Source organism: Streptomyces sp. SID4985 (genome assembly GCF_009863025.1).
In the GTDB taxonomy this organism is placed as follows: Bacteria; Actinomycetota; Actinomycetes; order Streptomycetales; family Streptomycetaceae; genus Streptomyces.
In genome coordinates this window covers 18,532-40,575 of record NZ_WWIR01000230.1, presented here as the reverse complement: position 1 = coordinate 40,575, position 22,044 = coordinate 18,532, and the positions used below count along the sequence as shown (strand labels likewise).

Annotated in this window: 24 protein-coding genes; 17 read left to right on the top strand and 7 right to left on the bottom strand. The window is 71.2% G+C overall.

Translation table 11 applies throughout. From position 1 onward, the window contains the following. Positions 1 to 62: 62 nt before the first annotated feature. A protein-coding gene (locus GTW40_RS09635; RefSeq protein WP_343245599.1) for an IS5 family transposase occupies positions 63 to 880 on the top strand; the annotation gives its coding sequence in 2 pieces (ribosomal slippage) (positions 63 to 399 and positions 399 to 880; 819 coding nt in all). Positions 881 to 936: 56 nt separating this feature from the next. Here the strand turns inward: GTW40_RS09635 and GTW40_RS09630 are convergent. Further along, positions 937 to 1,881 (bottom strand): AraC family transcriptional regulator, encoded by a 945-nt coding sequence (locus GTW40_RS09630; RefSeq protein WP_161179740.1) that lies wholly within the window; start codon positions 1,879 to 1,881, stop codon positions 937 to 939. 77 nt (positions 1,882 to 1,958) lie between these two features. On the opposite strand from GTW40_RS09630, the gene GTW40_RS09625 reads away from it, so the two are divergent. The 7 genes from GTW40_RS09625 to GTW40_RS09595 all read left to right on the top strand — a co-directional run bounded on the left by GTW40_RS09625 (position 1,959) and on the right by GTW40_RS09595 (position 7,218). Continuing rightward, on the top strand, positions 1,959 to 3,311 hold the full coding sequence (locus GTW40_RS09625) for an FAD-dependent monooxygenase (RefSeq protein WP_237525422.1): 1,353 nt from the start codon (positions 1,959 to 1,961) through the stop codon (positions 3,309 to 3,311). A 273-nt stretch (positions 3,312 to 3,584) separates the two neighbouring features. After that, a complete protein-coding gene (locus GTW40_RS09620) occupies positions 3,585 to 3,950 on the top strand; it encodes a DoxX-like family protein (protein WP_202485646.1) in 366 nt (121 codons plus the stop codon). A 68-nt stretch (positions 3,951 to 4,018) separates the two neighbouring features. Then, positions 4,019 to 4,879 carry a hypothetical protein gene (locus tag GTW40_RS09615; RefSeq protein ID WP_202485645.1) on the top strand — a complete coding sequence of 287 codons (861 nt, stop codon included), beginning with the start codon at positions 4,019 to 4,021 and terminating at the stop codon, positions 4,877 to 4,879. Between the two features lie 23 nt (positions 4,880 to 4,902). Then, entirely contained in the window at positions 4,903 to 5,658 is a 756-nt protein-coding gene (locus tag GTW40_RS09610; protein WP_202485644.1) for a DUF2071 domain-containing protein, read from the top strand. Continuing rightward, the gene (locus GTW40_RS09605) at positions 5,655 to 6,404 is read left to right on the top strand and encodes a methyltransferase domain-containing protein (protein WP_161179738.1); all 750 of its coding nucleotides are present in this window, start codon (positions 5,655 to 5,657) and stop codon (positions 6,402 to 6,404) included. The genes GTW40_RS09610 and GTW40_RS09605 overlap by 4 nt, the downstream gene beginning before the upstream one ends. Continuing rightward, on the top strand, positions 6,401 to 6,826 hold the full coding sequence (locus tag GTW40_RS09600) for a hypothetical protein (protein ID WP_161179737.1): 426 nt from the start codon (positions 6,401 to 6,403) through the stop codon (positions 6,824 to 6,826). The genes GTW40_RS09605 and GTW40_RS09600 overlap by 4 nt, the downstream gene beginning before the upstream one ends. A gap of 131 nt (positions 6,827 to 6,957) precedes the next feature. Beyond that, a complete protein-coding gene (locus GTW40_RS09595; RefSeq protein WP_202485643.1) occupies positions 6,958 to 7,218 on the top strand; it encodes a cold shock domain-containing protein in 261 nt (86 codons plus the stop codon). A gap of 49 nt (positions 7,219 to 7,267) precedes the next feature. On the opposite strand, the gene GTW40_RS09590 is transcribed toward GTW40_RS09595, so the two are convergent. Next, a complete protein-coding gene (locus tag GTW40_RS09590; protein WP_161179736.1) occupies positions 7,268 to 8,050 on the bottom strand; it encodes an amidohydrolase family protein in 783 nt (260 codons plus the stop codon). 104 nt (positions 8,051 to 8,154) lie between these two features. Between GTW40_RS09590 and GTW40_RS09585 the strand changes: the two genes are divergently transcribed. Then, entirely contained in the window at positions 8,155 to 8,505 is a 351-nt protein-coding gene (locus GTW40_RS09585) for a MerR family transcriptional regulator (protein WP_161179735.1), read from the top strand. Positions 8,506 to 8,602: 97 nt separating this feature from the next. Beyond that, positions 8,603 to 10,522, top strand: coding sequence for an SMI1/KNR4 family protein (locus tag GTW40_RS09580; RefSeq protein WP_161179734.1), 1,920 nt, complete (start codon positions 8,603 to 8,605; stop codon positions 10,520 to 10,522). 26 nt (positions 10,523 to 10,548) lie between these two features. Here GTW40_RS09580 and GTW40_RS09575 read toward each other — a convergent pair whose 3' ends face one another. Next, positions 10,549 to 11,034: a rhodanese-like domain-containing protein gene (locus GTW40_RS09575; protein WP_237525421.1), complete on the bottom strand. Its 486-nt coding sequence runs from the start codon at positions 11,032 to 11,034 to the stop codon at positions 10,549 to 10,551. A 93-nt stretch (positions 11,035 to 11,127) separates the two neighbouring features. Here GTW40_RS09575 and GTW40_RS09570 point away from each other — a divergent pair, with 93 nt between their 5' ends. From GTW40_RS09570 to GTW40_RS09560, 3 genes are all read left to right on the top strand, one after another. After that, the gene (locus GTW40_RS09570) at positions 11,128 to 11,583 is read left to right on the top strand and encodes an Lrp/AsnC family transcriptional regulator (RefSeq protein ID WP_161179733.1); all 456 of its coding nucleotides are present in this window, start codon (positions 11,128 to 11,130) and stop codon (positions 11,581 to 11,583) included. A gap of 385 nt (positions 11,584 to 11,968) precedes the next feature. Continuing rightward, the gene (locus GTW40_RS09565; RefSeq protein ID WP_161179732.1) at positions 11,969 to 13,246 is read left to right on the top strand and encodes a glycoside hydrolase family 16 protein; all 1,278 of its coding nucleotides are present in this window, start codon (positions 11,969 to 11,971) and stop codon (positions 13,244 to 13,246) included. A 119-nt stretch (positions 13,247 to 13,365) separates the two neighbouring features. Further along, positions 13,366 to 14,562, top strand: a complete 1,197-nt coding sequence (locus GTW40_RS09560) for a beta-1,3-glucanase family protein (RefSeq protein WP_161179731.1) — start codon at positions 13,366 to 13,368, stop codon at positions 14,560 to 14,562. Between the two features lie 63 nt (positions 14,563 to 14,625). On the opposite strand, the gene GTW40_RS09555 is transcribed toward GTW40_RS09560, so the two are convergent. Continuing rightward, positions 14,626 to 15,213 (bottom strand): transcriptional regulator, encoded by a 588-nt coding sequence (locus tag GTW40_RS09555; RefSeq protein ID WP_161179730.1) that lies wholly within the window; start codon positions 15,211 to 15,213, stop codon positions 14,626 to 14,628. Between the two features lie 500 nt (positions 15,214 to 15,713). Between GTW40_RS09555 and GTW40_RS09545 the strand changes: the two genes are divergently transcribed. Further along, positions 15,714 to 16,316 carry a sigma-70 family RNA polymerase sigma factor gene (locus tag GTW40_RS09545; RefSeq protein ID WP_161179728.1) on the top strand — a complete coding sequence of 201 codons (603 nt, stop codon included), beginning with the start codon at positions 15,714 to 15,716 and terminating at the stop codon, positions 16,314 to 16,316. Then, positions 16,313 to 17,518: a BN159_2729 family protein gene (locus GTW40_RS09540; protein ID WP_161179727.1), complete on the top strand. Its 1,206-nt coding sequence runs from the start codon at positions 16,313 to 16,315 to the stop codon at positions 17,516 to 17,518. The genes GTW40_RS09545 and GTW40_RS09540 overlap by 4 nt, the downstream gene beginning before the upstream one ends. 93 nt (positions 17,519 to 17,611) lie before the next feature. Here GTW40_RS09540 and GTW40_RS09535 read toward each other — a convergent pair whose 3' ends face one another. After that, positions 17,612 to 18,103: a MarR family transcriptional regulator gene (locus GTW40_RS09535; RefSeq protein WP_161179744.1), complete on the bottom strand. Its 492-nt coding sequence runs from the start codon at positions 18,101 to 18,103 to the stop codon at positions 17,612 to 17,614. Positions 18,104 to 18,281: 178 nt separating this feature from the next. Here GTW40_RS09535 and GTW40_RS09530 point away from each other — a divergent pair, with 178 nt between their 5' ends. Then, positions 18,282 to 19,478 carry an FAD-dependent monooxygenase gene (locus GTW40_RS09530; protein ID WP_161179726.1) on the top strand — a complete coding sequence of 399 codons (1,197 nt, stop codon included), beginning with the start codon at positions 18,282 to 18,284 and terminating at the stop codon, positions 19,476 to 19,478. A 162-nt stretch (positions 19,479 to 19,640) separates the two neighbouring features. Here the strand turns inward: GTW40_RS09530 and GTW40_RS09525 are convergent, their stop codons facing one another. Further along, positions 19,641 to 20,090, bottom strand: a complete 450-nt coding sequence (locus tag GTW40_RS09525; RefSeq protein ID WP_161179725.1) for a spore-associated protein — start codon at positions 20,088 to 20,090, stop codon at positions 19,641 to 19,643. 162 nt (positions 20,091 to 20,252) lie between these two features. Further along, the gene (locus tag GTW40_RS09520) at positions 20,253 to 20,993 is read right to left on the bottom strand and encodes a DUF6193 family natural product biosynthesis protein (RefSeq protein ID WP_161179724.1); all 741 of its coding nucleotides are present in this window, start codon (positions 20,991 to 20,993) and stop codon (positions 20,253 to 20,255) included. Positions 20,994 to 21,250: 257 nt separating this feature from the next. Between GTW40_RS09520 and GTW40_RS09515 the strand changes: the two genes are divergently transcribed. Next, positions 21,251 to 21,814 (top strand): hypothetical protein, encoded by a 564-nt coding sequence (locus GTW40_RS09515; RefSeq protein WP_161179723.1) that lies wholly within the window; start codon positions 21,251 to 21,253, stop codon positions 21,812 to 21,814. Positions 21,815 to 22,044 lie beyond the last annotated feature (230 nt).

The window sequence follows — 22,044 nt, the reverse complement described above, 5'->3', positions numbered from 1 at the left end:
AGAGGTCCTAACAGAAGCCGTTGATCATGTGACTTTCGGATTGGCTGGTCGTTGGTCCGATCGTGGGGAAACGTCAGTCGCGGCCCTGGATCGTCTCGGACGAACTGTGGTCGCTCATCGAGCCGTTGCTGCCCGTGCCGGGTCCGAAGCTGGTCGAGGGCAGACCGCGAGTCCCGGACCGGCAGGCGCTGTGCGGGATCCTGTTCGTCCTGCACACGGGCATCCAGTGGGAGTACCTGCCGCAGGAACTGGGCTTCGGCTCGGGCATGACCTGCTGGCGGCGCCTCGCCGCGTGGAACGAGGCCGGCGTGTGGGACGAACTGCACCTGGTGCTCCTGAAGAAGCTGCGGGCGGCGAACAAGCTGGACTGGTCCCGGGCGGTGATCGACTCCTCCCACGTCCGGGCCGCTCGACGGGGCCCAAAAGCGGTCCCAGCCCGGTCGATCGCGCACGGCCGGGCAGCAAGCACCACGTTCTCACCGACGGCCAGGGCATCCCGCTCGCGGTGTCGCTGACCGGTGGAAACCGCAACGACGTCACCCAGCTGATGCCCCTGCTCGACAAGATCCCGGCGGTTGCCGGCGTCGTCGGCCGCCCCAGACATCGACCCGACACGCTGCTTGCCGACCGCGGCTACGACCACGACAAATACCGGCGCCTACTGTGGCAGCGCGGCATCCGCCCGGTCATCGCTGAGCGAGGCGTGCAACACGGCTCTGGCCTGGGCATTTTCCGCTGGGTCGTCGAGCGCACCATCGCCTGGCTGCACGGCTTTCGCCGCCTGCGGATCCGCTGGGAGCGACGCGACGACATCCACGAGGCCTTCCTCGGTCTCGCCACCTGCCTGATCACTCACCGACACATCCAACGCCTTTGTTAGGACCTCTTAGGCATGCACGCTACGGGAGGGCACTGACACACCTGCCAGCACCGCAGTCAGGCCCGTCCGGCGCGGGTGACCGCGGCGACGTTCACAGCGGTGGCCGTCTCAACTCCAGCCGGAGACCGGGGCGGAGACCCCCCCCGGGGGACGTGAGGCTCGGCGGGTGTTCCGCGGCTGGGCCATGCGATGTCGTCCACGGCGAGAAAGGGCTCTTCGGCCACGGTCACGGGGGTCGCCCCGGTGAACGCCATGACGTCACGATGCAGGTGGGACTGGTCGGCGTAGCCCGCGTCGGCCGCGACTCGGGCCGTGCCGTCGCCCGCGACCAGGCGGTGGACGGCATGGTCGAAGCGGACCAGCTTCACGGCGCGCTTGGGCGGCAGGCCGAGCTGGGACCGGAAGCGGGACCAGAGCCGCTTACGGCTCCAGCCGACCTCGGCCGCGAGTGCGTCGACCCGGGTCAGGCCATGGCTGCGGGTGATCCGGTGCCAGGCCCAGGCCACCTCCGGGTCCACCGGTGGCCCCGCCGCGTGCCGACGGAGGAGCAGCGCGTCCGTCCACGCGAAGCGGTCCTGCCACGACGGGACTTCGCCGAGTCGCTCGCGGATGCGTGACGCTTCTCGGCCCCACAGGGCGTCCAGCGATACGACGGTGCCGTCGAGGTCGGCGGGGGAGGTGCCCAGCAGCGCGCGTGCGATCAACGGGGACAGGCGCACCTGGACGCACTCGACGTTCTCGCCCCGCGCCCGGACCGCGCCGCCGGAACCGAACCCGGGCCCGGCGACGACGCTTCCCTGCTGCCGCTGCCCGGCGGCCCAGTCGACGACGGGCGTCCCCGCGCCGAACTCCAGGAGCAGCGTCACGGCCGGGTGCGGGATCATCCGGAGCGCGTCCAGGTCACGGACACCGAATCCGGCCATGGTGACACCGGCAACCCGGCTCGGCCGCTGCGGACACGCGACGTCCCATACAGCCGAACCATGCATGAAAGTCCGCACCGTTCCATGGTAGTTGAGTCGGTTGAGGGGAACATTCATCCAATCCGTGGGTGGCCGACGGAGGCGACAGTGGGCCCATGACTGTCTCCGACGACGGACTCGCGAGCTCCCCGTTCCCGGGAGAGCCCCTGGACGACGCACGCGGTATGGCCCACCACTCGCTCACCCGCGACGATGCCGGGCGGGTGGAGCGCATGAGAAGGAAAGGCACCCCGCGGATTCTCGTCTCCGGCGCCAGCGTCGCGGGCCCGGTGCTTGCCTACTGGCTCACCAGGTACGGCTTCTCCGTCACCGTCGTCGAGCGCGCACCGGCTCTGCGCAAGACCGGTGGCCACGCGGTCGACCTGTTCCGGCCCGCGATGGACATCTCGGAGAAGATGGGTGTGCTCCCACGTGTCGAGGAGCGGGCCACCGCCACGAACTGGATGACCGTCTACCGGGAAGGCGCCCGGCGTCCCGTCCGGGCGGACCTCTCCAAGATCTTCGGCGCCGCCTCCGACCGGCACGTCGAGATCATGCGCGACGATCTGAGCGAGATCTACCACGACGCCACACGCGACGACGTCGAGTACGTCTTCGGCGACTCGATCACCGCCATCTCGCCCGACGGCGAGGTGCGGTTCGAGCAGGCCGCGCCGCGCCGCTTCGACCTCGTCGTCGGCGCGGACGGCCTGCACTCCAACGTGCGCCGCCTGACGTTCGGCGACGAGTCCCGCTTCAGCGCCTTCACCGGGGCCTACCTGGGGGTGCTGACCCTGCCGAACGTCTTCGCCCTCGACCGCGAGCTCCTCATGCACGTCGGCGTCGGCCGCACCGCCGGGATGTACGGCGCGCGGCACCTCGACGACGCGCGCGCGTTGTTCCTGTTCCGCAGCGAGCGCGAACTCGAGTACCACCACCATGACGAGCCCCGGCAGAAGGAGTTGCTGCGCGGTGCTTTCGCCGGCCTGCACGCCCATGTGGACCGCTGGCTGGACGAGCTCGACCGCACCCCGGCGTTCTACTTCGACTCGATCACCCAGCTGCGCATGGACACCTGGTCGCGGGGGAGAGTGACGCTCGTCGGCGACGCGGGCTACTGCCCCGGCCCGGCCGTCGGCGGCAGCACCAGCCTGGCCGTCGTCGGCGCGTACGTCCTCGCCGGGGAACTGGCACGGGCGGACGGCGACCACGAGCGCGCCTTCCCCGCCTACGAGCGCGCGATGGCGGAGCACGTGCGCGGCAGCCACGCGGCCGCACTCAGCGCGGCCAAGACCCTGATCCCCACCTCACGCCTCGGCGTGACGGGCCTGGCCCAGGGTGCCCGCCTGATCTCCGCCCTCCCCGCAGGGCTCAGCCGCCCCCTCCTGCGCCTCATCACCAAGAGCGCACGCCTCTACGACTCCATGACCGTCGACGAATACCCGCCGTCTCCCACGGCTTCGGTCTGACGAGCGGGGCCGGTGTCCGCGATCGTGCTGCGGATCGCGGCGGTTCCGCACGTTCCTCGGCCGAGGCTTTTCCGCAACCTTGATCTCGCGCGGTCGCACATGGGTACGCTGTTCTTGAACACGTTCAATTCTGCGATCGGTGGGATGTCCATGGACTTTCTGATCAGGCCTGCCGCTCCGGCCGCGCGCCGCGCCGGTGCGTCCAGTGCGGCCGGTGCAGCGCCTGGCGCGGATGCGCCCCCAGGCGGCGTAGTACGAGGATGGCAAGGAGTGTTGGCCCGCTGGGCTGTCGCCCTGGTGTGGTTCTACGAGGGCGTGTGGTGCAAGGTCTGGCCGGGGCGGGAGGACCAGCGGGCCATCGTCGGGGACGTTCCCCACATGCCGGCCTGGGCGGTCACGGCCGCGCTGATCGCCCTCGGGATCGCGGAGGCGGCCGTCGGTCTGTGGGTGCTCTCCGAGTGGTGGGCGCGGAGTGCCGCCGCCGTACAGACGGCGCTCGTGGTGGTGTTCAACGCGGGCGGGTTGCTGTTCGGCCTGGATCACATAGCGGAGCCGGGGCGGATGCTCACCCAGAATCTGGCGTTCCTGGCGCTGATCTGGCTGGTGGCGCGGATGTCGCCGAGAGCGGCGGTCCGGTGAGCGGTACACCATGGGCGCGAGGCCGGATCATCAGCGGGTCGGGCGGCCCCCGCATTCTGTTCGGGCGGATGTACGAGGACTACGGGGTCGAACTCCGCGTCCTGCCCGGCTCGGGGGCGCGGGTGCTGTGCATCGCCTCCGCGGGCGACACCGCCGCCGCTCTGTGGCAGGCCGGTCACGACGTGACGGCCGTCGACGTCAATCCGGTACAACTCGCCTACGCGCGTGACCGGCTCGCGGGCGGAGCCATCACGGAAGGCTCCGCGGAGACACTGATGCGGCTGGGCCGTGGAACGGCCGGTGCGCTGCTGCCGGCCTGGCGCGGGCCCGAGCTGCGCGCCTTCCTGGTGCTCGACGACCCGGCGGAACAGGATCGGCACTGGAGTACGGCCCTGGACGGCCTGGGGCTGGCACGGCTGACACGGCTCGCGCTGCGGCCGTGCGGGGTGCTCGCGGTGGCGCTGCGCCCCTCGTTCGCGCACGTCGTCCCGGCACGCTTCGACGAGGTGCTCAGGCGGCGCCTGGGGCGGACCGTCGCCGGGTACGCCAATGTCCGCAACCCCTGGATGTGGCGGCTGCTCGCGGGGGCCGAACTCCCCGGCACGCAACGGTTGTTCGCGCCGGACGTCCGCCTCGTCCACGCCGATGTGGTCGACGCGCTGGAACAGGCGCCGAGGGGCGCCTACGACGCGGTGACCCTCTCGAACGTGCTCGACGGGCCCGGCCCCGCCTTCGCCGCCCGGCTGCGTACGGCCGTGCGTCGTGCCGTGCGCCCCGGCGGCATCGTCGTCCTGCGCAGCTTCCGCGAGCCGACGGCGTCGGGGCCCGGCTGGGCGGCGCAGGACCGATCGGCGCTGTGGGGCGTCGTGCGCGTGGTGCGGCTGGGCGCGGACCCCGCGGGCACCCAGGACCGGAGGATCGACCCGTGAAATATCTGATGCAACGTCACCCCATGGCGATGCGCACGCATTTCGCGCACTCGCTCGTCCTGTCGTACGCCCTGCCCGCCGAGGTGCTGCAGCCGCTGGTGCCACCGGGCCTGGAACTCGACACGTACCGTCGCGATGAAGAGGGCGTGGAATACGGCTTCGTGGCCGCCGCCCTGGTCGACACCCGTGCCCTGCGACCGGCGTTCCTGCCCGCCCGGCTGGGCCGCGACTTCCTGCTGACCGGCTACCGCGTCTTCACCCGCTTCCGCACCCCCGGCGGGCGCACCATGCGGGGGCTGCGCATCCTCCGCAGCGACACCGACACCCGGTTGATGCGGCTGGGCGGCAACCTGTTCACCCGCTACAACTACCGTCTGGCCAACATCAGTTCACGCGGCACGGACGGCACCCTGGAATTCCGGGTCGACAGCGAGGACGGACACGCCGACCTGGAGGTGCGTGCCGACCTGAGCGGCGCCCCGGCACCGCTGCCCCCGCACAGCCCCTTCGCCGACGCCCGAGCCGCCCGCCGCTTCGCCGGGCCCCTGCCCTACACCTTCGAGCACGAACCCCGGACCCGCTCCGTGATCGTGGTCAAGGCGTTCCGTACGCAGTGGGACCCGCAGCCCGTCCGTGTCGATGTGCGTCGGCTGACCTTCTTCGACCACGGCCCGCTCGCCGGAACCCACCCCGTCCTCGCCAACGCCTTCCACGTCGCGGGCGTCGACTACGGCTGGCAACGCGGTGTGCGCCGCGCCGAGAACGGCGGCGAGCGATGACGCCCCGGCACTCCGGCGTCCGCGACGTCATCACCTACAACTGGCCTCAGTACGTGGCGGGTACGGCAACCGCGGCAGCCGCCGCCCTCCTCGCCCCACGCCTGCCCCGCGCACTGCGCCCCCTCGCCCGGGCGGGATCGGCCGCGGCGCTCACTCTCCTGTGCACCGCCACGGCGGCGAGTTGGCACGTCTACGACCGTTCCGGCCTGTACACCTACGACTGGCTGGAGGCGCTGCTGCCACGCATCCCGTCGGAGTACGTGGTGGTGAGCACCGGCCTGGACGAGGTGAGCGCACCGCTTGCCGCACGCTGGCCGAACGCCCGCCAGACCGTCATCGACCTGTACGACCGGACCCTGACGAACGAGGGGTCCGTGCGCCGCGCCCGGCGCCGGGTGCCTCCCCCCGCCCACGCCGTACCGGGCCGCCCGGGGGAGTTGCCGCACCCGGCGAACTCGGCCGACACCGTCCTGCTCGTCTTCGCCGCACACGAGCTGCGCCAACCGCAGGACCGGGAGAGGCTGTTCACCGAATGCGTCCGGCTACTGCGGCCGGGCGGAACGCTTCTCGTCGCCGAGCACCTGCGAGACGCGGCCAACACGGCCGTGTTCGGGCCGGGCGCCTGGCACTTCCTGCCGCGCCGGGAATGGCTGCGGCTCGCCGCCCACGCGGGGCTGGAACGCAGCGCCGAGCGCCGCTTCGCGGGCCTGATCACGGCCTTCACCTTCACCAAGGATCAAGGGTGACCCAACTCCTCAGCCTCACCGGCCAGTTGCGCCTGGTCGGCGTCGCCCTGATCTTCATGGGGCTGGTGCACGTCGCACTCCCGCGCATACTGGGCTGGCCCGCCGACCTGCGCGCCAGCAGCCTGCTCACCCGCCAAGTCTCCTACGCCCACCTGTTCTTCATCGCCCTGACCTGCGCCCTGCTCGGCTCCCTTCCCCTGGCCTTCGCCCCGGCCCTGCTCACCGGCGCACCCCTGCCGACGTTCCTGCTCTGCGGCCAGACCCTGTTCTGGGGCCTGCGCTGGATCATGGAGTTCGCCTACTTCTCCCCGCGAATCTGGCGCGGCGATCGCCTCCGCACCGCCGGTCATGTCGGGCTCGCGGTGCTGTGGACCTGGGTGACGGCGGTGTTCGCGACGGCGACGGTGTGTGGGCTGGGGTGAGGAGGGGCGCGCGGCGTCCGGCTGAAGCTGCTCTCGATTGCCTGTTAGCTTGGCCGCCGTTCGGTCGAACGCTGCTGACCGCAGCGCATGCCGGAACGGCGAATTGTCGGTGTCGCAAGGGGAGACTGAAAATGTCTGACACCACGTCTGCGGAGGTGTTTTCCGGCCACGTGCTTGAGTGGCGCGGCGAGATGGGCTGGGGAGTACTCGCTTCCAATGCCCTCCCGGACAGGGTGTGGGCACACTATTCGGCCATTCAGGCCGAGGGTAATCGGGAGCTTGCCGCTGGTCAGTCCGTCACTTTCTCAGTCGAGCAGGCTGAACAAGACGAGTATGGCTGGCGTGCCGTATCCGTCTGGCCTGGAGCCGTTACGGGCTTGTCGGGCCTGTGATGGTCTTTCCAGGGTGCGGCCTCGGGCTCGTCACGTGGCACGTGGGTGCTCAGCCCAACCCCAGCAGTTCGGCCAGGTTTTCCCCGAGTACCCGCTCCCGCACCTCCCCGCGCGGCGTTACCCGCTCCACCATCGTCCGGGCGACCACCGGATCGCCGTACGGCGCGTCCGAGCCGAAGAACGTGCGCGTCGGGAGCTCCTGGATCGCCAGTCGGACGGCGAAGGCGATCTGTGCGGTGGAGAGTTCGAGATGGAGGTTGGGTGTGTCCCGGGCCAGCTCGATCGCGTCCAGCCAGTTCGCACCGGCCAACTGGCTTATGATCAACGGAACTTGGGGATAGCGGGCCGCCAGCGCGGCCAGAGTGCGTACGTCCGACGCCGTCGTGGGCGCGTACCCGTGGACGACCACCGGCAGACCGGCGTGGCCGCAAGCAGCCTGGAGGACGGGCTCGATGAGGTCCGCGCGGTCCGGGGGAGGGGTCAACTCCCCGATGCCGTACAGGCCGCGTCCGACCACGTCCCGCTCCACGGCGGCCATGGTCTCGTCGAGCGAACGGTCGAGCCGGACGGCTCCGAAGCCGAGGAAGCGGTCGGGGTGCGCGGCGAGCGCCGCGTCGAACTCCCGCCACGCCTCGGCGTATCCGTCCCCCGCCCCACCGCTCAGCGCACCCTCCAGCACGCTCATCTCCCGGCGGAGCGAGGCCGTATCCGTTGCCCGCTCCGGGTGCGGCCGGGTCAGGAAGAGGACGGCGCGGTCCACCCCCGCGTCGTCCAGCGCGGACAACTGCGGGCCGAGCGGGTCGTGTACGTGGCTGTGGGCATCGAGAATCATGGGCACCTTCCTGGAGAGACCGCCGGGGAGCCGCCGGAATACTGGGCGGCCGGACCAGTGTTGGCCCCTGACACCGTTGGAAGGTCAAACGAGAGGAACGTCCCGTGCTGATCGGGGAGTTGTCCCAGCACACCGGCACGAGCGAACGCCTGCTGCGCCACTACGAGCGCGCGGGCCTCCTCCACCCCGACCGGCTGCCCAACGGCTACCGCTCCTACGGCCCCGAGGCCGTCGCCGACGTACACCGCATCCGCGCCCTCCTCGCCGCCGGGCTGCCGACACGCATTATCCGCCAGGTGCTGCCCTGCACCACCGACACGGCCGCCGTACGACCCTGCCCCGGCGTCCTCGACGCCCTGCGCGACCAGCTGCGCACGCTGGACCGGCGAGCCGAGGAGCTGACGGCGGCCCGCAGGATGCTGCGGGAGACCATCGCGGGCGCGGAGAGCCGATAGGCGGCACCGATGAGCGGAGCCGATGAGGGGGCCACCCCAGCCAGCCAGCAGGCCCGCCCGCGCCCCCGTTGTCAGTGGTCCCTGTCACGATCTCCTCATGACGACGGAGACGGTGGACGGCTGGCGGCCCTTCCTCGAGCGCTGGAGCGGGGAATGGGCGGACGCGCAGGCCCCCGACGCGGGGAGCGCCGACCAGGAGGCCGTGCGGGCGCGCTGGCTCGGGTTCCCGCCCGCCTCCGAGGAGCGGATACGCGCCCTGGAGGAGCGGATCGGACACCGCCTGCCGCCCTCGTACCGGACGTTCCTCGCGGTCACCGACGGCTGGCGGCACGCGGGCGGCTTCGTCTGGCTGCTCGCCGGTACGGAGCGGGCCCGGCCGCACGAGGACGCGAGCGGCCTGTCCGAGTACTTCCCCGGCGAGCTGGAGGACGACCCCACGCCCGAGGAGGAACTGCTCGCCGGGATGTGGCACCGCGCGCTGGAGCTGCAGGTGGAGTCGGACGCCGTCTACGTCCTGCTCGACCCCGGGGACACGGACGACGCGGGGGAGTGGGCCCTGTACACCTGGGCGCCGTGGCACGCGGCGCCGCCCGAACGGTACGCGTCGTTCCGCGCGTTCATGGAGGCGATGTACCGCGAGTTCCACCGCCTTGAGGAGTCCCGATCGCTGCGCGAGGGAAGGGAGTTCGTCAACCCGACGACGCGCGCGCTGGACATGTCCGTCGATACCGCCCGTCTCGACGCGCTGAGCGGACGGTACGAGGAGGCGGCCGCCGTGCTGGCGGACGCGGCGGAGTACGGCCGCCCCCGGGCAAAGGGGCTGCACGACCAGCTCCGCCGGCTCCTCGGGGAGACCTACCTGGTGAGCTTCGACGGCCTCGCGTCCGACCAGCTGTACGCGCCGGAGTTCCTGCCCGTGCTCCTGGCCGAAAGTGCGCGGACGCAGCGGAGCAGCGCACTGGTGGGGATACCGGTCGCCACCAGAACAGCGCGGGAGACGGCACAGGATCTGCTGCGGCGGCTGAGCGAGGGCACCTTTCGATACGTCGCCGACGGTCCCTTCGGCGAGGCCGTGGAGCAGGCGCGCGAACAGGCCCGCTGGGGCGACACGGACGCCGCCTGGCACACCCTGCGCACCGCCCTGCCCGAATGGCGCCCGCTCGGCCCCGACCACCTCGCCCCCGTCGGCCTGTGCGCCGACCCGCTTCTCGGTCCCCTGCTCACCCGGGAACGCGGCCGCGAACTGCTGGCCACACCCCGGGCAGGACGGGCAGAACGGGCAGGACAGAAGGACGAACCCCCGGCCCCCACGGCCGACCTCGACCCGCCGGGCCTGGCCTGGCTGGCCGACCAGGGCACCGGCAGGTTCCTCTCCTCGTACCGTTTCGTCCTCGTGGAGGGCGTGGAGCCCGACGCGCTGCCCGCCTTGATCGGAGCGGAGGGCGTCACGGGCCTCAACGATCCGGCGACGCCGTGGGAGGCGCGGCGCATGACCCGTGGCGCGCGGCCGGACACCCCGTGGGCGGACGGGGCGGCGACCGTCGTCGGCCGGGCGGGGCCCGGCTGGAGCTTCGCCCTGGAGCCGAGTCCCGGCGCACACCTCGACGAACGCCGTCTCGTCCCGCCGGGGATCGTCGCGTCCCGGGGCAGGCGGGCGGTGACGGTGTGGGGCGCGGTCGGCGGCGGTGGGCTCTCCTCCGGCGTCTTCCACCTCTCCGTCGCGGAGGACGGCGAGGAGCGGTACGCGTTCACGGTCCGGGGCGCCACGAGGACCAAGCGCGGCCCCGTGCCGTACGACCTGGACCCGGACCGCCTCTTCGCCGATGGCGAGTCCCCGGAGGACCACCTCGGCGAACGCCGGACCCTTGAGGCGCTCGGGGACCGACTCGGCGTCCGCCTGCCCCGGTTCGCTCTGGAACACGGCCGTCTGCACAGCTTCCGTACCCGCCCCTGGAACCGCGCCCCGGGCCCCGGCGAGGGGTATGTGACCTTCCGGACGACCCCGATCCGGCCGTAGGGATCATGCCGGACGGTACGGCCCGCTCAACACCCGCACGTCACGGACCCGACCGGCGCGGTCAGCCGGTCGACCGGGTGCCGTTCGACCCCGGCGGCCGTCTCCACCGGGAACCCCTCGCGGATCCAGTACTCGACGCCCCCGATCATCTCCTTGACCCGGTAGCCGAGTTGGGCGAGAGCGAGCGCCGCGCGGGTGGCACCGTCACAACCGGGCCCCCAGCAGTAGGTGACGACCGGCACCGCGGGGTCCAGCAACTCGGCGGCGCGCGAAGGGATTTCGGCGCCGGGCAGATGCACCGCACCCGGAATCCGCCCCTGCTCCCAGCCCTCCAGGCCACGCGAGTCGACCAGGACGAACCCCGGATCGCCGGATTCGAGCGAGGCGTGCACATCGGAGACGTCCGCCTGGAAGGTCAGACGTGCGGTGAAGAAGGCGGCGGCGTCGGCGGCGGACGCGGGCGGCACCCGGAGAGCCGGGCTCGTGTCGATGTCGGTCATGATGTCGGTCATGGGAAGGACCCTACGGAGCGTCCCACCAGGCCGGAACCGACGATCCACGGCATGGCAGGCCCTTACCCGGGAATCACGTGGCGATAATCGCCCATGACCGTTGAATCCCTCGACGACACCGATCTCCGCATCCTCGCGGCCCTCCAGCGCGACGGACGGGCCAGTTACGCCGAGCTGGCGCGGGCCGTCTCGATGTCCGCCAGCGCCGTCACCGAGCGGGTCCGCAGGCTCGAAGAGACCGGCGTGATCCGTGGCTACTCCGCCGTCGTCGACCCGGAGCGCCTCGGGCTCGGCGTCCTGGCCTTCGTCCGACTGCGCTACCCGACCTCCCACTACAAGCCCTTCGAGGACCTGCTCGCCACGACCCCCGAGATCCTGGAGGCCCACCACGTCACCGGCGAGGACTGCTTCGTCCTGAAGGTCGCCGCCCGCTCCATGCGCGACCTGGAGCGGACCACCGGCCGCATCGCCGGCCTCGGCTCCGTCACCACCAGCGTCGTCTACTCCAGCCCGCTCCCGAACCGCCCGGTCACGGCGGTGAGTTCATAGCGGCACCGCCGCAGCTCTTGGTCCGGTCCTTCTTAAGCGCGGGTTAATCGGCCCTTAAACATCCTTGGACGCGGCACGCAATTGCCCAGGTAACCGCAGCTCAAGGGGATTTGGTCCCCGCGCTCCGGTTGGCCGGGGCAATTGAACGTGCGTATGGTCAGGGCCCACCGGCGGGCGCCCCCGCACACACAAGAGAGCGCTCTCGGGTCCCCGTTGGACCACGCGCCCGGTGTGCACCGGTACGACGCCCGAAGCCGCAAGCACCCCTCAGGGCAGCCCGGACAGGCTTCCCGCACCTGACCCCCGACAAACAAACAACTCCCCCCCAACTTCCCCCAACAGTCCCCACCCGCAACTCCCCCCACAGACAAGGTGTGTCCCCGCCATGGCCGCTCATCGCGCACGCCGATGGTCGTTCGCAGGGCTGGTGTGTCTGAGCACCGCCGCTCTCGCCTCGGCCGTCCTCTACACCACGACCGGTCCCGCCGCGCACAGAGCCGACGCAGCCCCCGCCCTGACCTGGTCCGACGACTTCGACGGCGCCGCGGGCAAGGCGCCCGACTCGTCCAAGTGGACGCTGGAGACGGGCGGCAACGGCAACGGCAACCACGAGTTGCAGTACTACACGAAGAGCACGGACAACGCGGCGCTCGACGGCAAGGGCAACCTCGTCATCACCGCCCGCAAGAACACCGACTCGGGCCTGCAGTGCTGGAACGGCCCCTGCCAGTTCACCTCCGCCCGGCTCAACACCGCGCAGACCTTCACCCAGAAGTACGGCCACTTCGAGTCCCGCATCAAGATCCCGCGCGGCAAGGGCATGTGGCCCGCCTTCTGGATGCTGGGCGACAACCTCGGCAGCGCCGGGTGGCCCAACAGCGGTGAGATCGACATCATGGAGAACGTCGGCAACGAGCCCAACACGGTGCACGGCACCATCCACGGCCCCGGCTACTCCGGCGCGGGCGGCATCGGCGCCCCCTACAACTCGCCCGACGGCAAGGCGTTCGCCGACGACTTCCACGTCTACGCGGTCGACTGGAGCCCCAACTCCATCACCTGGTCCGTCGACGGCCACGCCTACGAGACCCGCACCCCGGCCGACGTGAACGGCAACAAGTGGGTCTACGACCACCCGTTCTTCATGATCCTCAACCTCGCGGTCGGCGGTGACTGGCCCGGCGGCCCCGACGGCAGCACCTCCTTCCCGCAGACGATGACCATCGACTACGTCCACGTCTCCGCCTCCGACCAGCCCGACTCCGGCGGCAGCGGCACCGCCCGCACCGGCGCCATCAAGGGCATCGGCGGCATGTGCGTGGACGTCGCGGGCGCCTCCGACGCCGACGAGACCCCGATCCAGCTGCACAACTGCAACGGCGCCGACGCCCAGAAGTGGACCCTGGGCACCGACGGCACCGTACGCGCCCTCGGCAAGTGCCTCGACGTGAAGGGCGCTTCGACCGACAACGGCGCCGCCGTCCAGCTCTACCGCTGCAACGGCAGCAAGGCCCAGCAATGGGGTTACAGCTCCGCCCGCGACCTGACCAACGTCGGCGCGGACAAGTGCCTGGACGCCAAGGACGGTTCGTCGGCCGACGGCACCCGCCTGCAGATCTGGACGTGCGGCGGCAACGCCAACCAGAAGTGGACCGTGGGCTGAACCGAGCGACCCCGAACAGCGCGCTCGGGGTCCAACCCCCGCCTTTCTGAAGCGACTTCACCTCCCCCACCGGGAACCCGGCCTCCGGGCCGGGCCCCTCACCGCAAGGAGCCCCTCACATGACGCCTCGTCACCAGCGCAACCTGACCCGTCGCAAGCTGATGATCGGCCTCGGCGGCGCCGCCGTCGCCATCCCGGCCGCGGCCGCCATCGCTCCCTTCGCACTCGCGGACCAGCCCGCCAACAAGACCAAGGCGGCCTCCGGCGCGCTCCCGGTGACCGTCGTCAACAACACCGGCTCGTTCGACAACGGCAACATCCACGTCTACGTCGTCGGCAACCAGGACGGCAAGCAGGTCCGCCTCACCCCGGAGGGCACCCTCGCCCCCATCGCCGTCTCCGACAACGGCGCCGATGGCTTCACCGACTACGCGATCTCGCTCTCGGGCACCGAGACCAAGCTGTCCCTGCCCTTCATGTCGGGCCGCATCTACGTCTCGCTCGGCGAGAAGCTCAAGTTCAAGGCCGTGACCGACGGCAACGGCAACGCAGCGCTCCAGTTCCCGGCCGGCTGGGTCAAGTCCGACCCCAACTTCGGGATCCTGCACGACTGCGCCGAGTTCACGTACAACGCCAGCGGCATGTTCTGCAACACCACCATGGTCGACATGTTCAGCGTGCCGATGAACATCCGCCTCACCGGCGAGAAGGACCAGACCACGGGCGCCATCCGCGACGGCGGCCGCGCCGCCGCCTTCGCCGCTGTCAAGCAGATCGAGGACTTCGCCGGTCTGATCGTGGACGACAAGCGCATCATCGCCCCCGGCCACGGTCTCGACGCGGGCATCTTCGCCAAGGACTACTTCGCGCCGTACATCGACGAGGTGTGGAGCACCTTCACCGGCAAGGACCTGAAGATCAGCACCAACGCGGGTACCTTCACCGGCCGGGTGCGCGGCGAGAAGTTCACCTTCGACGGACCGGCCTCGGTGTCGTTCGACAAGCCCTCCACCCGTGACGTGCTCTTCTGCGACGGCAAGCTCGCCGCCCCGAACGACGGCACCACCGGTCCCGTCGCCGCCGTCCTCGGCGCCGGGTTCAACCGGTCCACGCTGCTCACCGACACCGCGCAGCCCAGCACCGACGCCGCCGCCTTCTACAAGGCCGAGCTGACCAACCACTACTCCAAGGCGATCCACGAGGCCACCAAGGACGGCAAGGCCTACGGCTTCGCCTTCGACGACGTCGCCGACTTCGCGTCCTTCATCCAGGACACGTCCCCGTCGGGCTTCACCCTCACGCTGACGGCCTTCTGACAGGCCCCCGCGCCGCAACCGACGGCCGGAACCCCGCACCCGGGGTTCCGGCCGTTCCGTGTGTCACTCGCCCTCGTGCCACAGCCCCCGGGCGAGCGCCACGTCCAGCTCCCGCTGCAACTGGATCGCCTGCACGATGCTCCCGGTCAGCGTCCTGCGCAGGACCGGATCGGTGATCCCCCAGGCGTTCATCGCCTCGTCGGGGGAGAGGGACGCCAGCGCGGAGAACACGGCGGGGGAGAACGGGTCGATGCAGGGCCCCTCGTGGGCGTGATGGGTCTCGACGGGGGACGCCTGGACGGCAGATGCCCGCACATGGGATGCCGCCTGCCGCTCCCCGCGCTCGGCGTCACGCGGTCCGCGCTGCGCGGGGATGATGCCGCTCTCCATCAGCATCCGGCCGTGATCCAGGTTGAGTACGGCCGCCCAGGTCGCCAACTGCGCGGGCAGCGGCAGGGTCTTGCCGTCCAGCGTCCGGCTGATCGTCGTCAGGCTCAGCCCCGTCACGGCCGCCAACTGCGCCCGCCCGCCCTGCCGTCGGCGTACGTCGTACCCGGCCGCCGTCGCGACCGCGGTGAGGTACGCGCCGACGCGCCGCGCCTGGGCCTGACGCCCGCCCCGGCTTCCGTGGAGATCCTCCGTGCTCCGCATGTCGGGAGGGTAGCGCGCGGACGCGTGGGGCCCTGCGAGTTGCATGCGTGCACTTTCGCAGGTCAAGGACCTAGATCGACATTTCCGCAGGCCACACGGTCAATCTCGCATCTGTGTGCGAATCAGAATGCCCTTGCGTCACGTGAGTTGGGCAACTTGCATACGTTGCGTGCGCGGGGGCCAGCCGCGCGGCGCACGTCCCTGAGGGGGTCGTTTGACCATGCTCCGTCTCCATATGACCAGACTCCTCGACAAGGCGGGGGAGTTCGGTGACGCGAGTGTCGCCGACGTGGCACGGCGCACCGGCATCAGCAGGTCGACGCTCCACCGCCTCGCGGCCGGGACCAAGCAGCCGAGCCTGCCGACGCTGTGGACGCTGCGCGGCGTCTACGGCGTCTGCCTGGACACCCTCGTCTACGACGACCCGCACCCGTCGCAGGAGCCCCCCGGCGCACCCCCGGCCGCAGCGGCCGCCCAACTTACAGATCCGGGAGCAGACTTTGACCACTTCCCCCCAGACCGGCCCCGCCCCCGTCTCCCTCACCCCCAAGGAGCCGGCGCTCATCACCCGCGCCCGGCACGGTGATCCGGAGGCGTTCGGCGAGCTGTACCGATCGCACCACGGTGTCGTCGCCGCGTTCATCGGCCGCAGGGTCAGATCCAACCCCGCCCTTGCCGAGGACCTGACCTCCGACGTCTTCGTGAAGGCCTGGTCCAAGATCTCCACGTTCCGCTGGACCGGGACCCCGATCCGCGCCTGGCTGTGCACCATCGCCCATCATGTGGTCGCCGACCACTTCAAGGTGGCCGCGACCCGCCGCCTGACCTTCGTCGACCAGATCACGCACATCGGCGACACCTGGGCCGTCCCGGTCAGCACCGCCGAGGACACCGTCCTGTCCACCCTCGACGTCGACGGCCTCCTCGACGCTCTCGCGGGCATCACGCCCCGCCAACAGGCGGTGATCCGGCTGCGGTTCCTGGACGAGATGTCGATCAGCGAGACGGCCCGCACGCTCGGTACGACGGACGGCGCGGTCAAGACGCTGCAGTGGCGCGCCCTGGGCTCGCTGCGCAAGGCCTACACGGGAGCGGCGGCATGACGGGCGGCTTCGACTTCAGCGGCGAAGATGGTGTCGAGCGGGAGCTCGCGGACCGGCTGGCCCGCGTCGCGCGCGCGTTCGTGGCCGAACTCCGGGCGGAGGGGCGGCTGATGGAGCCCGGTGCCGCGGCACTGGGGGAGGGGCGCCGATTGGAACGGCCGCCCGAGCGGGTTGTTCCCCTGGCACCGCGTCAGGGACCGGCTCATCTTCAACCGGTCCTGTCCGGCGCGGAGTTGGGGGCCGTGGAGCCGGAGGTCCGGCTCGCTTCCGATGTGCCGTCGGCGGGTGCGCCCAAGGTGTTCGCTCAAGAGGCGGATTCCGTCTCCGAGTTGGCGTCACAGGTCGTGTCCGCAGGCCCCGATGCCGTGTTCGTACCGGACCCGGCCATGCCGACGGACTCCGGGGACCGGCCCGTCCACGACACGGCGGTGCCGGTGGGGGTGCCGTACTTCGAGCCCGTTCCCGCCCCGGAACCGGCCGTACCGGTGATGTCCCCGGCGCTCGTCGCGGAGGCCCCTCCTGATCCGGCGGCGAGACTGGAGCCGGTTCCGGCGCCGCCTGCCGGGATGTTGCGCGGTGCGATCACGCTTCCGCACACGCGCCGCCACGCTCCCGCTCCGCCGTCGGAGGACCCGGCGCCGCGACCGCAGGCCGTGTCGGACCACCCGCTGCCCGAGCCGGTCACACTCACCGACGACGAGGTGCTCCCGGTCCCGGAAACCGTGGAGCGGGCCGGGGGACCGGTTCTGCTGGCCGCGCGGCTGAGGGTGGAGAGCGCGGGGCGCCTGGAGGTCACGCAGATCACGGCGGACGCGGACCGGGTGGGCGTGCACATCCACGCACTGGGGCTGGCGGACTGGGAGTACTGGCTGACGGTGATCGGTGTGCCGCCGGACGTGCGGACGCTGCGGGTCGGTGACGCGGAGGTGGTGACGGGCCGTATCGAGGGCACGGAGGTCCGTCTGACGGCACACGAGGTGCCCCGCCTGCTGGACGACGCGTCCCGCACGCTGGTGACCCCGTACCGGCTCGGCGGCCGCGTCTACGACCTGGCGCGCGCCCTGGCCGACCGCCATGGCCGGTCGTGGCGGTACCTCGGCCGTGACGGGGAGGACGGCATGCCGCTGCTGGCCCTGTCGGGTACGGACGGTCCGCCGATGCCGCTGGGCACGCTGGTGGCGACGCACGGCCCGCTGACCTGAGCCCGCCGGAGGGGAGGCCCGGTTCCCGGGCGGTCGCGGGGAACCGGGCCGGGCCCGGGTGGTGGGGCGGCGAGTCGGCGTACGACCGCCAGGTCAGCGAGCCGCCGAAGGCGCCCCTCCCCCGCCGGTTTCGCCGGTCTCACCGGTCTCCTGGTCGAGGCGGTTCATGCGGGCGGTGACGTCATCGACGAGTCGTCCGAGGAGTCGTCCGAGGTCGTCGCGGTCCTGGTCGGACCAGTCGGCGACGGCCTCGGAGAACCAGCCGACCAGGGAGGCGGCGTAACGGCCCGCGGCATCGGCGCCGTCGGGGGTGGGCTCGATGAGGCTGGCGCGCCGGTCGTGGGGATCGGCGATGCGCCGTACCAGGCCACGGCGTTCGAGTTCCTGGACCTGGCGGGTGACATGCGGGCCGACGACCTGCATCCGTTCGGCGATCTCACCGACGCGTAGCGGCCGGTCGGCCATGTGGAGGGTGACGAGCACGCCCATGGCGGGCCGGTCGAGCGAGAACCCGGCGGCCGCGGTCGCGCGCTCGGCGAGGCGGCCGCGGTTGAGGGCATTGCTCAGCTGCGCGAGCCGTGGCATGACGGCGAGCACGTCCGCCGACGGCGTGCCCGAGGGTTCGGCGTTCACATCAACTCCACTTGCATACCTAAGTTAGGTATCTATATGCTCGGGTCCGAAGGTGTCCCGGGGGTACCTGCACCCCCCAAAAGGATACCTAAAGTACGTATCTTTGGTTTGTTCCGGAAGGACCCCCGCAGTGAACCACTCCGCGAACCGCACCGTCCTCGTCTCCGGCGCCAGCATCGCCGGCCCCGCCCTGGCCTACTGGCTCGACCACTACGGCTTCGACGTCACCGTCGTCGAGAAGGCCCCCGCCGTCCGGGGCGGGGGCTACGCCATCGACATCCGCGGCACCGCCCGCGAGGTCGTCTCCCGCATGGGCCTCCTCCCGCGCCTGCGCGAGGCCCACGTCGACACCCGGAAGCTGTCCTTCGTCGACGCCGACGGCGCGCCGATCGCCTCCCTGCGCCCCGAGTCCCTGACCGGCGGCGCGGAGGGCCTGGACCTGGAGGTGCGCCGGGGCGACCTGGCCGACGCGCTGTACACCCCGATACGCGACCGGGTCGAGTTCCTCTTCAACGACTCCATCGCCACCCTGGACGACCGGGGCGACGCCGTGGACGTGGTCCTCGACAGCGGCGGCCGCCGTACCTTCGACCTGGTCGTCGGCGCCGACGGCCTGCACTCCCACACCCGCCGCCTGGTCTTCGGCCCGGAGGAGCGGTTCCACCGCTACCTCGGCTACACCTTCGCCGGTTTCACCCTGCCCAACGACTTCGGCCTGGCACGCGAGGGCGTCATCTGGAACACGCCGGGCCGCGCCGCGGTCCTCTACGCCCACGAGCCCTCGGACCGCCTGCACGGCTTCCTCACGTTCACCCAGGCCGTCCCTCCCTACGACGCGTTCCGCGACCCCGGCGCGCAGCGGGCGCTGGTGGCCCGGACGTTCCCGGAGCGCGTCTGGCATCTGCCCCGGCTGGTCGAGGCGATGGGGGAGGCCGAGGACCTGTTCTTCGACATCGTCAGTCAGATCCACATGCCGTCCTGGTCGCGCGGACGCGTGGCCCTCGCGGGAGACGCGGCCCACGCGACGTCGTTCCTGTCGGGCCAGGGCTCGAGCGTCGCCCTGGTCGGCGCGTACGTCCTGGCGGGCGAACTGGCCCGCCACACCGACCATGTGGCGGCCTTCGCGGCGTACGAGCGGCTCACCCGCGGCTTCGTCGAGCAGAACCAGGCCCTGGCCACGACGGGCGGCTCCTTCGTCGCCCCCAGCACCCCCGAAATGCTAGCCGCCCGCAACGAGGCCTTGCGCGACACCTCGGCCCTGACCGGCGCGGAGGGCCGGACGGCGAGTACGGCGCTGCGGCTGCCGGAGTACGTGGCGGCGGGCTGACGCGGGAGTCCGATGGGCTGCGCGCCTGCCACTGCTGTGTGCGGCAACACCGGCCCCGGCAGGACGGGCGTGCCGTTCTGCCGGGGCCGGTGTTGCCGTGCGGCGGCCCCGGTCACCGCGCCGAGAACTCCACGGCGGGGACCGGCGGCCGGGGGGGGGGGCTCAGCGGACGGTGGTGACCCGCTGCTCCTTCAGGGAGGCGCAGTTGGAGCCGGTGACCTGCACGTAGACGTTGCGGATCTGGCCGCCCCAGTCGACGCAGTGGCCCTTGCCGTAGACGTAGGTGGGCCCGGCGTAGGAGGTGTACTTCCCGTAGTCCTGGTCGTAGACGTCGGTGTCGGGGACGTAGATCCAGGCGGCCATGTCGGTCGCGGTGCCGGGCGTGCTGCGGATGGTGACGACGCAGTTCTTGCCGTTCGCCGAGTTGTAGGTCAGGTAGACCGTGCCGAGGGAGCCGACGGGCGCCGAGTTGACGGTCTTGTAGCTGGAGCCGCAGACCTTCTGCGGGGTGGTGTTGGGCGCGGCCGACGCGGGCGAGGCCAGGGCGGTCGTGGCTCCACCGGCCAGGGCCGCGACGGCGACGGCGGCCAGCGCGGAACGGCTGAATCGCATATTTCCCCCTTGTGTTGGTTGGAGTTCGTTGCTCCTGCCTGGTGTGACTCACAGCACATTCGGATGGTTGTACCGCTCGTGAGGAGTCCCTGGGCCGGGGTGCCCGGGTAGGGAACGCTCGCCGCCGCGCGGTCAGCTGGGCGCGTTTGCGGGCGGCCCGGCTCAGCCGCCGAGCGTGGTGGGCCCGAGGCCGGACGGCAGTCGGCGTACTGCCACGTCCACGGCCTCCCGTGCTGTGACGAACTGCCCGAGGTCCTGGCTGACGAAGCCGTGCCCCACGCCGTATGTGCCGTCGCTGTTGGCGCTCAGGCACGGTCCGACGACGGTCAGACGCGGACGGGTGGTCGTCGAGAACCGCAGTGCCCAGTGGCTCGTGAAGGGGTAGAGCGCGCGCAGCGCGGGTTCGGCGTGCGCCGCCTCGATCAGGTTCCGGTACGCCTCCCGCCAGGCGTATTCCAGCTCGGCCGCCTCCCGGCGCATGCCCTGCCATTCGGATTCCGTCAAGCGTGCGGGATCGCCGTCGGACACCTCGAACCGGCCGGTCAGGCGTACGAAGGGTGCCGCCTCTCGGATGTCGTCCAGGGGCGACCCGTCGGACCAGGCCCGGGCGGCCCTGGCGACCTCCGCCAGGTCGTCCGTGCTGCCCTCGATGAGGGCCATGCCCTGGAACGGCTCCTCGCCGCGGATCGACCACCGCCGTTCATGCGACCAGGCGCTGATCGCCAGCGGCTCGCGGTGCGGCAGAGTACTCGCGACAGCCGCGTGACCCAGCGGAGCGAGTTCCGAGTACGTAAGGGGGAGGGTCCCGAGGCAGCTGTCCGCCTCGGCCAGGAGCGCGGCGGCGAGGCTGCCGCGGGCCGCGATGTCGGGGTACAGGACGGAGAGTTCGGGAGGAGTGGGCACGGCTCGTGATTGTGCCCGAGTCACCTATTCCCGGGGAGGATGTGAAGCGGCAGCCCCGAGCGGTACGACGCCTCCGACCTCAAGCCCCTGCCCAACTGGACGGACAGCAAAGGGCGTTGCGGACCAGCGGGCGACGAAGAACTCAACCGATCCTGCCCCTGCGGCACTCCGGTCGCGACTGCCGCTGCGGACTGTTACGAGCCCTACGAACTGCACCTCGACCCCGTCCGGACGCGCCACCCTCTCCCAGCGGGCCCGTGAACGACCCCGGCCCGCCCGAAGTCGTCGGAAAGCCCATCGCCACAGATGACAGACTCCACCTCGTGGAACTACTCGATGCCCTGACGGAACTCGCTCGGTCGGGACGTCTCGGGCCGGTTGAGAACGGCGCGGCCTGGAACGAGGTCACCGCGGCGCTCGGGGAGCCCCGGGAAGCGTTCGTTGAGAGGCGTCGTCGTCGGTCATGGCCGCGCCTGTTCGCGTACGGCGACCTGGAGCTCAGTGTCTGCCGCTGCCAGAAGATCACCCTGATCTGCCTCCAGACCTGGCGCGACGTCATCGACCTCCCTGTCGCTCTGGTCGGCAGGGAGAAGTTCCCCGGCCAACCCGAGTACGCCGACGTGATCGCCTCCCTGGAGCCCACCAGTTGCGCCTGGCAGCCGTACGCGCCCCTCACCTTCGGCAACCAATGCGCGATTCGGGCCACGTCCTCCGGCGTCGTCTTCGTCTTCGAAATCCCGGACGGGGAAGGCCCGGTCCTGAACGTCGTGGGACCCCCACCTCATCAGCATGAGTGTCCGCCGCCATCGAGGCGGTCGTAAGCCGCTGGACCGGTTTCGGGGGAGCTGCGGTCAGGGGTGACGGCTTGGCGAGGTTACGGCGATCGAGTCCGGGCTGGCGGCTTGCCGCGCCCCGCGACCTCCCGGCGCGCGCACCACGGTCCACCTGGGCATGCCCGACTTCCGTACCACCGCCGACCGACTCACCGAGAAGGCACCCTGCCAGCCGCCCTCGTCGGCTCCCAGCAGAGTCAACGTCGCGCGGATCGTGC